This window comes from Kitasatospora sp. NPDC101108 (assembly GCF_055584725.1).
In genome coordinates this window covers 1-14,266 of the sequence record NZ_JBVJLM010000043.1, presented here as the reverse complement: position 1 = coordinate 14,266, position 14,266 = coordinate 1, and the positions used below count along the sequence as shown (strand labels likewise).

At 71.0% G+C, this 14,266-nt stretch carries 13 protein-coding genes and 1 pseudogene; 7 read left to right on the top strand and 7 right to left on the bottom strand.

Translation table 11 applies throughout. From position 1 onward, the window contains the following. Positions 1–157: 157 nt before the first annotated feature. The gene (locus ACZ6Z8_RS38570) at positions 158–937 is read left to right on the top strand and encodes a hypothetical protein (protein WP_465614631.1); all 780 of its coding nucleotides are present in this window, start codon (positions 158–160) and stop codon (positions 935–937) included. A 69-nt stretch (positions 938–1,006) separates the two neighbouring features. Here the strand turns inward: ACZ6Z8_RS38570 and ACZ6Z8_RS38565 are convergent, their stop codons facing one another. After that, positions 1,007–3,022 (bottom strand): prolyl oligopeptidase family serine peptidase, encoded by a 2,016-nt coding sequence (locus tag ACZ6Z8_RS38565; RefSeq protein ID WP_465614630.1) that lies wholly within the window; start codon positions 3,020–3,022, stop codon positions 1,007–1,009. 84 nt (positions 3,023–3,106) lie between these two features. Next, entirely contained in the window at positions 3,107–4,615 is a 1,509-nt protein-coding gene (locus ACZ6Z8_RS38560) for a peptide MFS transporter (RefSeq protein WP_030290976.1), read from the bottom strand. 328 nt (positions 4,616–4,943) lie between these two features. On the opposite strand from ACZ6Z8_RS38560, the gene ACZ6Z8_RS38555 reads away from it, so the two are divergent. Continuing rightward, positions 4,944–5,618 (top strand): response regulator transcription factor, encoded by a 675-nt coding sequence (locus ACZ6Z8_RS38555; protein WP_030290974.1) that lies wholly within the window; start codon positions 4,944–4,946, stop codon positions 5,616–5,618. A gap of 63 nt (positions 5,619–5,681) precedes the next feature. Beyond that, on the top strand, positions 5,682–6,929 hold the full coding sequence (locus ACZ6Z8_RS38550; protein ID WP_465614629.1) for an ATP-binding protein: 1,248 nt from the start codon (positions 5,682–5,684) through the stop codon (positions 6,927–6,929). Positions 6,930–6,938: 9 nt separating this feature from the next. Here the strand turns inward: ACZ6Z8_RS38550 and ACZ6Z8_RS38545 are convergent. Together ACZ6Z8_RS38545 and ACZ6Z8_RS38540 are read right to left on the bottom strand one after the other, a co-directional pair. Next, positions 6,939–7,238: pseudogene (locus ACZ6Z8_RS38545) on the bottom strand (ester cyclase); the annotation flags it as partial. A 149-nt stretch (positions 7,239–7,387) separates the two neighbouring features. Next, positions 7,388–7,930, bottom strand: a complete 543-nt coding sequence (locus ACZ6Z8_RS38540; protein ID WP_465614628.1) for a GtrA family protein — start codon at positions 7,928–7,930, stop codon at positions 7,388–7,390. A gap of 257 nt (positions 7,931–8,187) precedes the next feature. On the opposite strand from ACZ6Z8_RS38540, the gene ACZ6Z8_RS38535 reads away from it, so the two are divergent. Genes ACZ6Z8_RS38535 through ACZ6Z8_RS38525 form a run of 3 tightly spaced genes read left to right on the top strand, consistent with a single transcriptional unit; the run spans position 8,188 to position 11,087 of the window. Beyond that, positions 8,188–9,327 carry a 5-(carboxyamino)imidazole ribonucleotide synthase gene (locus ACZ6Z8_RS38535; protein ID WP_465614627.1) on the top strand — a complete coding sequence of 380 codons (1,140 nt, stop codon included), beginning with the start codon at positions 8,188–8,190 and terminating at the stop codon, positions 9,325–9,327. Next, entirely contained in the window at positions 9,324–9,848 is a 525-nt protein-coding gene (gene purE / locus ACZ6Z8_RS38530; RefSeq protein ID WP_465614626.1) for a 5-(carboxyamino)imidazole ribonucleotide mutase, read from the top strand. Before ACZ6Z8_RS38535 ends, purE begins: the two co-directional genes overlap by 4 nt. A 33-nt stretch (positions 9,849–9,881) precedes the next feature. After that, positions 9,882–11,087 (top strand): dipeptidase, encoded by a 1,206-nt coding sequence (locus ACZ6Z8_RS38525; protein ID WP_465614625.1) that lies wholly within the window; start codon positions 9,882–9,884, stop codon positions 11,085–11,087. 2 nt (positions 11,088–11,089) lie between these two features. Here ACZ6Z8_RS38525 and ACZ6Z8_RS38520 read toward each other — a convergent pair whose 3' ends face one another. From ACZ6Z8_RS38520 to ACZ6Z8_RS38510, 3 genes are all read right to left on the bottom strand, one after another. Then, positions 11,090–11,503, bottom strand: a complete 414-nt coding sequence (locus ACZ6Z8_RS38520; protein ID WP_465614648.1) for a CoA-binding protein — start codon at positions 11,501–11,503, stop codon at positions 11,090–11,092. A gap of 50 nt (positions 11,504–11,553) precedes the next feature. Further along, positions 11,554–12,009: a hypothetical protein gene (locus tag ACZ6Z8_RS38515; protein WP_465614624.1), complete on the bottom strand. Its 456-nt coding sequence runs from the start codon at positions 12,007–12,009 to the stop codon at positions 11,554–11,556. Positions 12,010–12,174: 165 nt separating this feature from the next. After that, positions 12,175–13,512 carry a UDP-glucose dehydrogenase family protein gene (locus tag ACZ6Z8_RS38510; RefSeq protein ID WP_465614623.1) on the bottom strand — a complete coding sequence of 446 codons (1,338 nt, stop codon included), beginning with the start codon at positions 13,510–13,512 and terminating at the stop codon, positions 12,175–12,177. Between the two features lie 219 nt (positions 13,513–13,731). Between ACZ6Z8_RS38510 and ACZ6Z8_RS38505 the strand changes: the two genes are divergently transcribed. After that, positions 13,732–14,266: acyl-CoA dehydrogenase family protein (locus ACZ6Z8_RS38505; protein ID WP_465614622.1), on the top strand; the 535-nt coding region annotated here is incomplete at its 3' end.

The window sequence follows — 14,266 nt, the reverse complement described above, 5'->3', positions numbered from 1 at the left end:
AAGCTCCCGGTTCCTGTCGAACACCGTTTCCCCTCAAGGTAATTCGACTACGCTTGCGACCCCGAGATCGGACGATGAGGGGTGCCCGACGGTCTTGAAGAAGGCTGGCTGGCCCGAGCCTGAGCACCTGCCACCCTCACCACCACCGAGGAGATCCATGGCCGACACCGTCACGTCCCTGGCCGCCCACATGCACGATCTGCAGGTGGAGGTCATGACCACCGGCCTCAGCCCACGGGGCGTCGACGTCGTCGCAGGCCTCGATGACATCGTCGCGCGCGCCACGGCGCTCGGTCCCGACGGCGGGTGGCTCGTCGCCTCGGGGCACTCGGGCCTCGGTGCCCTGGCCATCGCACAGGGGCAGGTGGACCAGGCCCTCTTCCATTTCGACGCCGCCGTGGCGAACGGGTTCAACGACTGCGTGGCGTTCCACATGCCGCTCGTGCGCCCGCTGCACCATGACCCCCGGTTCCGGAGCCTGTACGAGCGGATGCGCGTCACCCTGGCCGACCTCGACGAATTCCTCTGGCTGCACCGGGAGATACAGATCATGGTGCAGGAGGCCCAGCAGGCGACCGTCGACAACATCGGCCGCCTCGACACCGGGGTCTCGCTGCTCCCGCAGGCCCCCCTGCCGACCCGCGAGCCGAACACCCCCGGCGTGCTGATCACCCGCCTCGACCTCGCCGCCACGCAGACCGCACTGCGACAGGCCGCCGTGAAGGCGGACTTCCAGCGCAGCGCCGGCAATGTCAGCCTCAGCCTCATCGACGACTCGTGGGACGACACCCGCGCCAGGCACGACGCCTGGCACGCCGACGATCTGGACACCCGACGCGAACAGGCCGCCGCGGCCCGGGCCTTCGTCGAACGGCCGGGCATCGGCACCATGCTGATCCCCTGCCCGCCGCTGGGTTCGATCGTCTACCCGTCCTGACGAGGGGCAAGCGCGTGTGCAGGAGGTCGGCCAGGCCGACTTCCTGCACACAATGAACACTCCCGGCGTCTACCCCAGGCCCAATGACCGCCGCAGGAAGTCGAGTTCGTGGAGCAGAAGGTTCTCCACAACGGCTTCGTCCATCGGCCGGTGCCCCGAATCCCGCAGCGGCAGGACCTCGTGGGGGCGGCCGGCGGCGAGCAGGGCACCGGAGAGGCGCAGGGGGTGGGCGGGGAAGACGTTGTCGTCCGCCAGGCCCTGGATCAGCAGCAGCGGGCGGCTCAGGTTCGGGGCCTCGGCGACGAGGGAGCCGCCGTCGTAGTGCTCGGGGTACCGGTCGGGGTGGCCGAGGAAGCGCTCCTGCCAGTGGGTGTCGTAGAGCCGCCAGTCGGTGGGGACGGCCCCGGCGGAGGCGGCGTGGAAGACGTCCGGTCGCCGCATCACGGCGAGAGCGGCCAGGTAGCCGCCGAAGGACCAGCCGCGGATGCCGACCCGGTCGAGGTCGAGCAGTCCCGGCCGCAGTCGGGCCGCTTCGCGCAGGCCGTGGATCTGATCCTCCAGCGGGGGCCCGGCCTTGTCGCCCCAGACCGTCTTGTCCCACTGGGGCCCGCGCCCGGGGGTGCCGCGCCCGTCCACCACCAGCACCGCGAAGCCCTGGTCGGCGAACCACTGGGACACCTGCTCGTGCCAGACGCCCCCGGTGGTGACCTTCTGCATCGCCGGCCCGGCGTACGGGTCGAGCAGCACGGGCAGCGGGCCGTCGCCGGGGCGGTGGCCGGTGGGCAGGTAGAGCGCGGCGCGCAGCTCGCGTGGACCGAGGCGTAGCAATTCGGGCCGGCCGGTGACCACGGGCGGCTCGGCGTACGAGGTGAGCGGGAGCTGCGGGAGACCGTCCCGGAGCACGGTGGAACGGACACCCTCGGCCCGGGTGGTGAGCACCAGGGTGCCGCCGCGCCGCACTCCGTCGTGCAGGCCCGGGCCGTGGCTCAGCTTCCGCAGGCCGAGGCCGGGTCGGTGGACCCACAGGTGGGTCTCGGTCGGATCCTCCGAGGCGGTGAACAGCACCTCCTCGCCGTCCACGCCGACCACGGCCCGGAGCTGGAGCCCCGCTGGGGTGACGGGTTCGCCGTCGACGGTCAGGTGCCGGGTGTCGCCGTCGTCGGCGGTGTCGACCAGCGCGCCGCCCGCCGTGCGGACCGGAAGGCCGGGGATCAGCTCGATCCAGTGCGGGTCCGTCCGCTCGGCCAGCAGCCGGGTGGCGCCGTCCGGCTCGATCGCCAGCGTACGCACCGTCCGCTGGTCGCGGCTCTGCACGGCCGCGTACGGTCCGTGGCCGTCCCAGCCGGCGGCGGTGAGGTACTCGAACGCATCGCGGTCCCAGCGCACCTCCACCCGACTGCCGTCGAGGCCGAGCCGCCAGAGCGAGACGTCGGCGTTGGCGGTGCCGGCCAGCGGGTAGCGGATGGCGCGGGGCGGCCGCTGCGGATCGGCCGGGTCGGCGAGGAAGAGCCGGGTGACGGCGCGCTCGTCGACCCGGGCGACGAGGAGCGCGGTGCCGTCGGGGGACCACCAGTACCCGCGGTCGCGGTACATCTCCCCGGCGGCGACGTACTCGGCGAGACCGTACGTGATGTCGCACGCCTCGGGCTCGGCCAGCGCGCGGTCGCCCGTACCGTCCGTGCCGACCACCCGCAGGGCGCCGCCGCTGACGTAGGCGATCGTGCGGCCGGCCGGGTCGAGGCGGGGATCCCGCGGTTCAGCCGCGGAGGGTATCGGACGGACACCGCCCTCGACGGTGTCGGCCAGCCACAGCCCGCCGTCCAGCGCGAACGCGGCGAGGGACCCGTCGGCGTCGGTGCTGTAAGCGGCGATGCCGGCGGCGGCGCCCAACGCGGCCGGGTCGGCGATCAGCCGTTCCTCGCCGCTGTCGGCGTCCAGCGCCCAGAGGCAGCTGAGCGGGTCGCTACCGCCCCGGCTGCGCAGGAACAGCACGGTCGAGCCGTCGGCGGAGGGTTCCGGCTGGACGGGGAGGCCCAGGGTGAACTGCCGGGTACGGGCGAGCTGCTGCGGCAACGAGGTCGTCATGCCGGGCACCGTAGGCAGAAAACGACCGGGGCCGCCGTGGATCTCAGGAATCCACGGCGGCCCCGGAGCTTCACCGGGCGGACGTCAGTGCACGTCGCCCATGAGCTTGACGACCTTCTTGCGGTACATCGCCAGCGCGACACCCGCGAGGATCGCCATGACGCCCTGCACCGCGAAGTACGCGGTGCCGCCGACGATCTTGTCGCCCAGCACCAGCTGGAAGATGGCGGCGACGCAGTCACCGGCGGTGACGGCGAGGAACCAGACACCCATCATCTGGCTGGCGTACTTGGTCGGCGCCAGCTTGGTGGTGACGGACAGGCCGACCGGGGAGAGGGTGAGCTCACCGACGGTCTGGACCAGGTAGACCATGGCCAGCCACAGCGGGGTGACCTTGGTGTCGCCGGAGGCGGAGGCCATCGCCAGCATCATGACGATGAAGGAGGCGCCGATCATCAGCAGACCGAAGGCGAACTTCATGGTGGTGCTGGGGTTCTTCGACCGGCGGGCCAGCGCGACCCAGATCCAGGCGAAGACCGGGGCCAGCGCCATGATGTACAGCGGGTTGAGCGACTGGAACCAGCTGGACGGGAAGTTGAGCCCGAACAGCGTGGACGCGGTGTGCTCATCGGCGAAGATGTTCAGCGTCGAGCCGGACTGGTCGTAGATCATCCAGAACACGGCGGCGGCGACGAAGAACCAGATGTAGCCGCTCATCTTGGACTGCTCGTTGGCGTCGAGGTCCTTGTCGCGCTTCACCTTGGTGAAGACCAGGACCGGGATCGCCAGGCCCGCGATGGACAGCGGCCAGATCGCCCAGTTGATGGTGAAGTGGCCGGTAGCGGCGACGACCCCGTAGAAGACGGCGGCGATGGCCAGCCAGATGCCCGCCTTGGTGAAGATCTTCCGCTTCTCGTCCGGGGTGATCGGCGAGGTGACGACGTTGCTCTTCGGGCTCAGGTGGCGGGTGCCCAGCAGGAACTGGCCCAGGCCGAGGGCCATGCCGACACCGGCGAGCGCGAAGCCCAGGTGCCAGCTGACGCTCTGGCCGACGGTGCCGATGACCAGCGGGGCCGCGAAGGCACCGAGGTTGATGCCCATGTAGAAGACGGTGAAGCCACCGTCGCGGCGCGGGTCGTTCGGGCCGTCGTAGAGGTGGCCGACCATCGTCGAGATGTTGGCCTTGAGCAGGCCGGAGCCGACCGCGATGAAGGCGAGGCCGACGAAGAACGACGCGCTGAAGGGGACCGCCAGCAGGAAGTGGCCGATCATGATGATCGTGCCGCCGACCGCGACGGTCTTGCGGGCACCGAGGAAGCGGTCCGCGATCCAGCCGCCCGGCAGGGCCAGCAGGTAGACCATGGCCGTGTAAACGCTGTACACGGCGGCGGCGACGGCCGTCTTCATGGCCAGGCCGCCGTCGGCGACCGAGGCGGTCATGTAGAGCACCAGCAGGGCGCGCATGCCGTAGTAGCTGAAGCGCTCCCACATCTCGCTCATGAAGAGAGTGGCGAGTCCCCGGGGGTGGCCGAGGAAGGTCTTGCCGCCAGGAGTGGCCGACGTGACGCCGGTGTCCAGGGTCGTAGACGCCATGAGTAGTGGTTCCTTGCCTGATCGCGTCCGCCTAGGGGGGTGGCGGCGGACGAACTTCAACCACTGTACGTGGCGATATTTGGCGTTATCAGATGACAAAGGCCACGTATCAGGTATGGAAATGGCAAAGTACATGTCAGTTTCGCCCGGCTTATCCATGGTAAACGGGCGCTTCATCCTTCAGATGCAAGATCCAACAGGGCTTTCTCCGCCGAACGGCCGGTCGACAGCACCTTGTTGACCCCCGGATGGCCCATATATAACGATCACGCTCTGTGAACTACCTCACAGGGCGTACGGCCTTACCCGAGCGGACTACCATCACCACATGACCTGTGTGCTGCTCGCCGAGGACGATCCGGCGATCTCCGAACCGCTCGCCCGGGCCCTACGACGGGAGGGCTACGAGGTGCTCGTCCGCGAGGACGGTCCGACCGCCCTCGCCGCCGGCCTCACCGAGGAGGTCGACCTCGTCGTCCTCGACCTCGGTCTGCCCGAGATGGACGGCCTTGAGGTCTGCCGCCGCCTGCGCGCCGACGGCAAGAGCTGCCCCGTTCTGGTGCTGACCGCCCGCGCCGACGAGGTGGACACCGTGGTCGGTCTGGACGCGGGCGCCGACGACTACGTCACCAAGCCCTTCCGCCTGGCCGAGCTGCTCGCCCGGGTCCGGGCCCTGCTCCGGCGCGGCAACGTCGACCAGCTCACCACCGGTGCGCACGGCGTGAAGATCGACATCGAGTCCCACCGCGCCTGGCTCGGCGAGGAGGAGCTGACCCTCTCCGCCAAGGAGTTCGAGCTGCTGCGCGTCCTGGTCCGCGACGCCGGCCGGGTGGTCACCCGCGAGGAGATCATGCGGCAGGTCTGGGACACCACCTGGTGGACCTCGACCAAGACCCTGGACATGCACATCTCCTGGCTCCGCAAGAAGCTCGGCGACGACGCGGCGAACCCGCGCTACATCGCCACCGTGCGCGGGGTGGGGTTCCGCTTCGAGAAGAATTGACCCCGTACGGAGATCTTGGCCGGGCGGCGGCCGATGCAGTGGAAGACCTCGGGGAGCAGCAGCGTGAAACGCCGGATGATCAACTCGCTGCTGGTCGTCGTCCTCGTGGTCGTCGTGGTGTTCTGCGTGCCGCTCGCCCTGGTCGAGAAGCGGACCATCGTCAGCTCGGCCCAGGATCGGGTGGACGCCACCGCCGTCCGGGTGCTCGCCCTCGTGGAGAGCCGGCTCACCGCGGGCGAGGCGGTCAAGGAGGGCCGGGTCTTCGAGAGCCAGGTCGCCGAGGGCAGCTACGTCGAGGTGCAGATCCCCGGCCAGCAGGTGCTGTCGGCGGGTGACCGCCCGGCCGGGAGCCACCTGCTGCGGGCCGTCGAACGCGGCAACAGCGGCGAGATCGTCACTGTCGAGCAGTCACGCGAGGACGTCGACCACGAGATCTCCAACAACCTCCTGCTGCTCGGCGTGGTCGCCCTGCTGGCCGTCCAGGCCGCCGTGGCGCTCGCCGTCTGGCAGGCCAAGCGGCTCGCCCGGCCGCTCACCGAGCTCGCCGAGACCGCCGAACGGCTCGGCTCCGGCGACCCCCGCCCGCGCGACCGCCGCTACGGGGTGCCCGAGCTGGACCGGATCGCCGAGGTGCTGGACACCAGCGCCGAACGGATCGCCCGGATGCTCACCGCCGAACGCCGGCTCGCCGCCGACGCCTCGCACCAGCTGCGCACCCCGCTCACCGCGCTGTCGATGCGGCTGGAGGAGATCACCGCCCTCGCCGAGGAGCCGGAAACCGTCAAGGAGGAGGCGACCATCGCCCTCCAGCAGGTCGAGCGGCTCACCGACGTCGTCCAGCGGCTGCTCACCACCCAGCGCGATCCGCGCAGCCCCACCGCCGTCGCCTTCGACCTGGACGAGGTGATCAAGCAGCAGGTGGAGGAGTGGGGCCCGACGCTGCGCGAGCAGGGCCGGGTGCTGTCCCTGGAGGGCCTGCACGGGATCACCGCGGTCGGCACCCCGGGGACGGTGGCCCAGGTGCTGGCCACCCTGATCGAGAACTCGCTGATGCACGGCGCCGGGACGATCACCCTGCGGGTGCGGCCCTCCGGCACCTCGGTGGTGGTCGAGGTGCAGGACCAGGGCGCCGGGGTGCCGGCCGACCTGGGCAACCGGGTGTTCGAGCGCGCGGTCAGCGGCCGCAACTCCACCGGTATCGGGCTGGCCGTCGCCCGCGACCTCGCGGAGGCGGACGGCGGTCGACTGGAGCTGCTGTCGCTGAAGCCCCCGGTGTTCGCGCTCTTCCTCGGCCGCAGCCACCAGGACTGATCAGGAGCCCTGGCCGAGCTGCATGTCACGGACCACGTCGAGGTCGGTGAAGGTGGGCGGCGCGTCGCAGAGCGCCACCATCTCGCGGAAGATCCGGTCCGTCTCGGGGAGCTTGGAGTTGCGCATCGCCTCCTCGTAGGAGGGGAACTCCACGATCTCCACCACGTGCCTGCTGTCGGAGCGGTCGGTGCCGACCACCGCGTGCGAGGCGGTCCTGGTGCCGTTGGTGGCCTCGACCCAGCTGTCCATGAGCTGGTTGAGGTCGTCGAGCCTGTCGGTCCTGCAGTCGATGATCTGGACGAACGCCATGGCGAGCCTCCTGGACCCCCTCGGTCTCGATCGTCCGCGGGCCGTGCTCGCCCTCGGTCACCACTGTCCTCTCGCGGAGGCGGACCGGGCAAGGGGGTGGGCCGACCGGAGGGGCGGAGAGCGGGAGAGGGCGGGAGGGGCGGAGGGGCCTACTCGGCCTTGGCGAAGCGGATCTGCTCGGTGGCCAGCATCAGCTCGGCCTGGGCGGCCAGCTCCTGGGCGTCGGCGGCGACAGCCGGCTCGGGCTCCGGGAGGGCGGTGAACACCCAGGTGCGGTACGAGATGAAGCGGAACACGGTGGCCACGCCGAGGCCGATCACCTTGGCGCCCAGCTGCTCGTAGTGCGAGTCCAGGTGGAGCACATAGACCGTGAAGGCGAGCACACCGGTCTCGATCAGCATGCCGATGCCGCTGAACACCAGGAACAGCGTGATCTCCCGCTTGCGCGAGGCAGCGTCGCGGTCCCGGTACAGCCAGTAGCGGTAGCCGAGGTAGTTGGTGGCGATCGCGATCACCGTCGCGGCGATGTTGGACCGCAGCGAGGCCAGGCCCAGACCGTTGATGCAGAGCCAGAAGACGGCGAAGTTGATGACCACTCCGCTCAGGCCGACGATGCCGAACTTCACGACCTCACCCGTGAGCCCGCGCAGCTTCTGCACGAGCGGGGGCTTCGAAGCTGCGGTCGTCGCCATACCGGGTGGCCTCCATGTACCTACGGGAAAAAGGGCGTCCCACTGGGCCGGGGGCACCCCTTGAGCCCTGCGTGCACGCACATGATCCGACCGCGCGGACGAGGACCTGGCCGTCCAGGCTACCCGCTTCCACCGAACGGCTCAGCCGTCCGGGCGCGGGGTTGACATCTACGCGCGTCCACTACTCACCGGCCCACCGCGGCTCCGAGGCTCCCCACCGGCCCGGATATCCTGGCGTGGTGACTTCCCCGGGCAATGTGAATTTTCCAGTGGTGGGCATGATCGGTGGCGGGCAGCTGGCCCGCATGGCACACCAGGCGGGAATCCCGCTCGGGGTCCGGTTCAAGCTCCTCGCCGACACCCCCCAGGACTCCGCCGCACAGGTGGTGTCCGACGTCGTCCTCGGTGACTACCGCGACCTCGACACCCTGCGCCGCTTCGCGGCCGGCTGCGACGTCATCACCTTCGACCACGAGCACGTCCCCACCGAGCACCTGCGCGCCCTGGAGGCCGACGGCATCGCCGTCCGCCCCGGCCCGGAGGCGCTGGTCAACGCCCAGGACAAGGGCGTGATGCGGGCCAAGCTCGACTCCATCGGGGTGCCCTGCCCCCGGCACCGGATCGTCGCCGACCCGGCCGACGTCACCGCCTTCGCGAACGAGGGCACCGGCTACCCGGTCGTGCTCAAGACCGTCCGCGGCGGCTACGACGGCAAGGGCGTCTGGGTCGTCGACGACGAGGAGCAGGCGCACGCCCCGTTCCTGGCCGGCGTCCCGGTGCTGGCCGAGGAGAAGGTCGACTTCGTCCGCGAGCTGGCCGCCAACGTGGTCCGCTCGCCCAGCGGCCAGGCCGTCGCCTACCCGGTCGTCGAGAGCGTCCAGGAGAACGGCGTCTGCGCCGAGGTCACCGCCCCCGCGCCGGACCTCGACCCCGCCCTCTCCGACGAGGCCCAGCAGCTCGCCCTGCGGATCGCCGGCGACCTCGGCATCGTCGGCCACCTGGCCGTCGAGCTGTTCCAGACCCGGGACGGCCGGATCCTGGTCAACGAGCTCGCCATGCGCCCGCACAACTCCGGGCACTGGACCCAGGACGGCGCCGTCACCTCGCAGTTCGAGAACCACCTGCGGGCCGTCCTCGACCTCCCGCTCGGCGACCCCCGTCCGCGCGCCAGGTGGACCGTCATGGTCAACGTCCTCGGCGGCGACTACCCGGACATGTACCACGCCTTCCTGCACTGCATGGCCCGCGACCCCGGGCTGCGGATCCACATGTACGGGAAGGACGTGAAGCCCGGCCGCAAGGTCGGCCACGTCAACGTCTTCGGGGACGACCTCGACGACGTCCGCGAGCGCGCCCGCCATGCGGCCGCCTACCTGCGAGGAACGATCACCGAATGACGAACCCTGTCGTTGGCATCGTGATGGGCTCGGACTCCGACTGGCCGGTCATGGAGGCCGCCGCCCAGGCCCTGGACGAGTTCGAGATCCCCTACGAGGTGGACGTCGTCTCCGCCCACCGGATGCCCCGCGAGATGGTCGCGTACGGCGAGAAGGCCCACCAGCGCGGCCTGAAGGCGATCATCGCGGGCGCCGGCGGCGCGGCCCACCTGCCGGGCATGCTGGCCTCCGTCACCCCGCTGCCGGTCATCGGCGTGCCGGTGCCGCTGCGCTACCTGGACGGCATGGACAGCCTGCTGTCGATCGTCCAGATGCCGGCCGGCGTCCCGGTGGCGACCGTCTCGGTGGCCGGCGCCCGCAACGCGGGCCTGCTCGCGGTGCGGATGCTCGCCGCCTTCGACCCGGAGCTCACCGAGAGGATGACCGACTTCCAGGCCGAGCTGAACAACCAGGCCACCGAGAAGGGCAAGAAGCTCCGGGCCAAGGTGGCCGGCTCCTCGTCCTTCGGCTTCGGCAAGTAAGACCCGCCGGCAGGGTGGGGTAGAACAGCCCGTATGACTTCTCAGCCGGACTCCGCCACCCTGCTGGCCGCCGCCCGGGCCCTGCTGCGCACCGCCCCCGTGGTGGACGGTCACAACGACCTCCCCTGGGCGATGCGCGAGCAGGCCGGGTACGACCTCGGCGCGCTCGACCTCGCCGCCGACCAGAGCGACCGCCTGCACACCGACCTCGCCCGCCTCGCGGAGGGCGGGGTCGGCGCGCAGTTCTGGTCCGTCTACGTGCCCGCCTCACTGGCCGGGGACCACGCGGTCAGCGCCACCCTGGAGCAGGTCGACTTCGTCCACGCCCTGGTCGAGCGCTACCCGGACCGGCTGCGCCTGGCCCGTACCGCCGCCGACATGGAGGCCGCCCGCGCCGAGGGCCGGATCGCCTCGCTGATGGGCGCCGAGGGCGGCCACTCGATCGACTGCTCGCTGGCCACCCTGCGCGCCCTGTACGAGCTCGGCGTGCGCTACCTGACGCTCACCCACAACGACAACGTGCCGTGGGCCGACTCCGCGACCGACAAGCCGGTGGCCGGCGGGCTGACCCGGTTCGGCGAGGAGGTCGTCCGGGAGATGAACCGGCTCGGCATGCTGGTCGACCTCTCGCACGTCTCCGCCGACACCATGCGGGACGCCCTGCGGGTCACCGAGGCGCCGGTGGTCTTCTCGCACTCCTCGTCCCGCACCGTCTGCGAGCACCCGCGCAACATCCCGGACGACGTGCTGGCCCAGCTGCCCGCCAACGGCGGCGTGGCGATGGCGACCTTCGTCCCGAAGTTCATCCTGCCCGCCGCCATCGAGTGGACCCTGGCCGCCGACGCGAACATGCGCGCCCACGGCTTCGACCCGCTGGACACCACCCCGGCCGCGATGGAACGCCAGCGCGCCTTCGAGGCCGCCAACCCGCGCCCGATCGCCACCCCGGCCACCGTCGCCGACCACCTCGACCACATGCGCGAGGTCGCGGGCATCGACCACATCGGCATCGGCGGCGACTTCGACGGCACCGCCTTCCTGCCGGACGGCCTCGACTCGGTGGCCGGCTACCCCAACCTGGTCGCCGAACTCCTGCGCCGCCGCTGGTCGGAGGCCGACCTGGCCAAGCTCACCTGGCACAACGCCGTCCGCGTCCTGCGCGACGCCGAGTCGGTCGCCGCCTCCCTGCGGGCGAGCCGTCGGCCCTCCATCGCCACCATCGCCCAGCTGGACGGCTGACCCTAGCCGAGCCGCGGGATCTCGATGGCCGGGCACCTGTCCATCACCATCGGGACCCCCGCGGCCCGGGTCCGCCCGTACGCGGCCTCGTCGACGACCCCGAGCTGGAACCAGACCGCCTTCGCCCCGACCGCCACCGCCTGGTCGGCCACCTCCCCGGCCAGCGAACTGTTCACGAACACGTCCACCACGTCGACCGGGAACGGGATGTCCGAGAGGGTGGCGTAGCCGGGCTCGCCGAGGACCGTCTCGGCCTTCGGGTGCACCGGCACGATCCGCTTGCCGTAGCGCTGGAGGACCCGGGCCACGCCGTACGCGGCCCGGGCGGTGTTGTTGGACAGGCCGACCACGGCCCAGGTGTCGCCGCTGCGGGTGAGGATCTCGCGGACGGTCGCGTCGTCGCCGTAGTTCGTCATGCCGTTGCCAACGGCGGCCACGGGCCCCGGATTCCTCGGCCCCTGCGGGCTCAGGAGTTGAACGCCTGGAGCGTGACCCGAGCGGCGTCCTCGGTGGTGTAGGTGGCCTTCAGCTCCAGGAAGACGGCCTGGCCGCTCGGACGGGTCTCGTTCGTCTCCTGGCTGTTGCTGAAGTCCAGTCCTGCGGCGCGGTCCTCGGTCAGCCGCACGCGGGGGAAGGCCGTCGTCAGTCGCTTGGCCAGATCGGTCCGGGGCATCGTGAACTCGGCCATGTACCCCCGGTCCCTCCAGCCGCCGATGTCCGAGCAACTGGCCCCGGTGGCCTGCGCGGGCATCGAGGCGCCGGCGAACTTCATGACCTCCGAGCAGCTGACCGCGGTGGACTTGCCGGCGTCGTCCGGACCGAGCACGTGGTAGCCGACATAGGAGACGGCCGCGATGAGGGCGACGGCGAGGAAGGAGACGGCCCCCCGGACGAGCCACTTGTCCCGGCGTTCGGCGTGCATGAAGGACCCCCCGGTTCCCGATCGGCGCGGACAGCGCGCGCGAAGATCGTCTCAGATGCCTTGAACGAGTTCAAACGTCGTTCTCGCTCGCGGCACCCCCGCGGCATGGAAGCGCCCGCCCCGGAGACGTGCCGGAGGCGGGCGCGGTCGGCGCGGGGAAGGGCCTCAGCTGGGGCGGCCGAGGGCGCGGTAGGTCCAGCCGGCGGCGCGCCAGGCCTCGGCGTCGAGGACGTTGCGGCCGTCGAGCAGGCGGCGCTCGGCGACGACGGCGCCGAGCTCGGCCGGGTCGAGCTCGCGGAACTCGGCCCACTCGGTGAGGTGGAGGACGACGTGGGCGCCCTCGGCGGCCTCCAGGGTGGAGTCGGCGTACGCCAGCGAGGGGAACATCTTACGGGCGTTGTCCACGGCCTTGGGGTCGTAGACGGTGACCTGGGCGCCCTGGAGCTGGATCTGCGCGGCGACGTTGAGTGCGGGCGAGTCCCGGATGTCGTCCGAGTTGGGCTTGAAGGCGGCGCCGAGGACGGCGACCCGGCGGCCCAGGAAGCCGCCGCCGCACTGCTCGCGGGCCAGCTCGACCATCCGCGAGCGGCGCCGCATGTTGATCGAGTCGACCTCGCGCAGGAAGGTCAGCGCCTGGTCGGCGCCCAGCTCGCCGGCCCGGGCCATGAACGCCCGGATGTCCTTGGGCAGGCAGCCGCCGCCGAAGCCGAGGCCGGAGTTGAGGAACTTGCGGCCGATCCGCTCGTCGTGCCCGAGCGCGGTGGAGAGCAGGGTGACGTCCGCGCCGGCCGCCTCGCAGACCTCGGCCATCGCGTTGATGAAGGAGATCTTGGTGGCCAGGAAGGAGTTGGCGGCGGCCTTCACCAGCTCGGACGTCGCGTAGTCGGTGACCAGGAACGGCACCCCGGCGGCGATCGGGTCCGCGTACACCTCGCGCAGCAGCCGCTCGGCCCGCTCGCTCTGGGTGCCGACCACGATCCGGTCCGGGCGCAGGGTGTCCTGGACGGCGAAGCCCTCGCGCAGGAACTCCGGGTTCCAGGCGAGTTCGGCGGCCTCGCCGACCGGCGCCAGCGCGGCCAGCCGCTCGGCCAGCCGGGCCGCCGAGCCGACCGGCACGGTGGACTTGCCGACCACCAGGGCCGGGCGGGTCAGGTGCGGCGCGAGGTCGTCGATCGCGCTGTCCACGTACGACATGTCGGCGGCGAACTCGCCCTTGCGCTGCGGGGTGTTGACGCAGATGAAGTGCACGTCGCCGAACTCGGCGGCCTCCTTGGCGGAGGTGGTGAAGCGCAGCCGCCCGGTCGAGCCCTCGTGTCCGGCCACGTGCTTGAGCAGCAGTTCGGACAGGCCCGGCTCGTACATCGGCACCCGGCCGGCGGTGAGCATGGCGATCTTGTCGGGGTCGATGTCCAGACCCAACACCTCGAAGCCGAACTCGGCCATCGCGGCGGCATGCGTGGCGCCGAGGTAGCCGGTGCCGATCACGGAGATGCGGAGGGTCACGGGTTCCCCTTAGTGCGGGTTCGACCAGTAGAGGGTGCCCCTGATGCTATCCGTCCCGTCCGGGTCGGCACCCGGCGCCCGCGCGTCACCCGCACGCCGAGGAAGCTAGGCAGCCGCAGGTCGGAGCCCTAGGATCTCTACTGAACGGTAGTTAACCGCGATTTCGACTCGGATCGGACGTCGTTCGGACGTCGGTCACTGGACGACGGGGCAGGCATCATGGCGGGCAGCGCAGGGGCGGCTGACTTCGATCTCTTCCGTATCTCCGAGGAGCACGAGATGCTCCGTGAGGCGGTGCGTTCGCTGGCCGAGGCGAAGATCGCTCCGTTCGCGGCGGAGGTGGACGAGCAGGGGCGGTTCCCGCAGGAGGCGCTGGACGCGCTGCGGGGCAATGATCTGCACGCGGTGCACGTGCCGGAGGTGTACGGCGGTGCGGGGGCGGACGCGCTGGCGACGGTGATCGTGATCGAGGAGGTCGCGCGGGTGTGCGGCTCGTCGTCGCTGATCCCGGCGGTGAACAAGCTGGGGTCGCTGCCGGTGCAGCTGGCGGGTTCGGAGGAGTTGAAGGCGAAGTACCTGGGGGCGCTGGCGCGGGGCGAGGGGATGTTCTCGTACTGCCTGTCGGAGCCGGAGGCGGGCAGTGACGCGGCGGGGATGAAGACCCGGGCGGTGCGTGACGGTGACTTCTGGGTGCTGAACGGTGTGAAGCGGTGGATCACCAACGCGGGGGTGTCGGAGTTCTACACCGTGATGG

Bases quoted from the DNA above. Each gene is read 5' to 3' on its own strand.
- ACZ6Z8_RS38570 (WP_465614631.1), top strand. From the start codon at position 158: ATGGCCGACACCGTCACGTCCCTGGCCGCCCACATGCACGATCTGCAG.
- ACZ6Z8_RS38565 (WP_465614630.1), bottom strand. From the start codon at position 3,022: ATGACGACCTCGTTGCCGCAGCAGCTCGCCCGTACCCGGCAGTTCACC.
- ACZ6Z8_RS38560 (WP_030290976.1), bottom strand. From the start codon at position 4,615: ATGGCGTCTACGACCCTGGACACCGGCGTCACGTCGGCCACTCCTGGC.
- ACZ6Z8_RS38555 (WP_030290974.1), top strand. From the start codon at position 4,944: ATGACCTGTGTGCTGCTCGCCGAGGACGATCCGGCGATCTCCGAACCG.
- ACZ6Z8_RS38540 (WP_465614628.1), bottom strand. From the start codon at position 7,930: ATGGCGACGACCGCAGCTTCGAAGCCCCCGCTCGTGCAGAAGCTGCGC.
- purE (WP_465614626.1), top strand. From the start codon at position 9,324: ATGACGAACCCTGTCGTTGGCATCGTGATGGGCTCGGACTCCGACTGG.
- ACZ6Z8_RS38525 (WP_465614625.1), top strand. From the start codon at position 9,882: ATGACTTCTCAGCCGGACTCCGCCACCCTGCTGGCCGCCGCCCGGGCC.
- ACZ6Z8_RS38520 (WP_465614648.1), bottom strand. From the start codon at position 11,503: ATGACGAACTACGGCGACGACGCGACCGTCCGCGAGATCCTCACCCGC.
- ACZ6Z8_RS38515 (WP_465614624.1), bottom strand. From the start codon at position 12,009: ATGCACGCCGAACGCCGGGACAAGTGGCTCGTCCGGGGGGCCGTCTCC.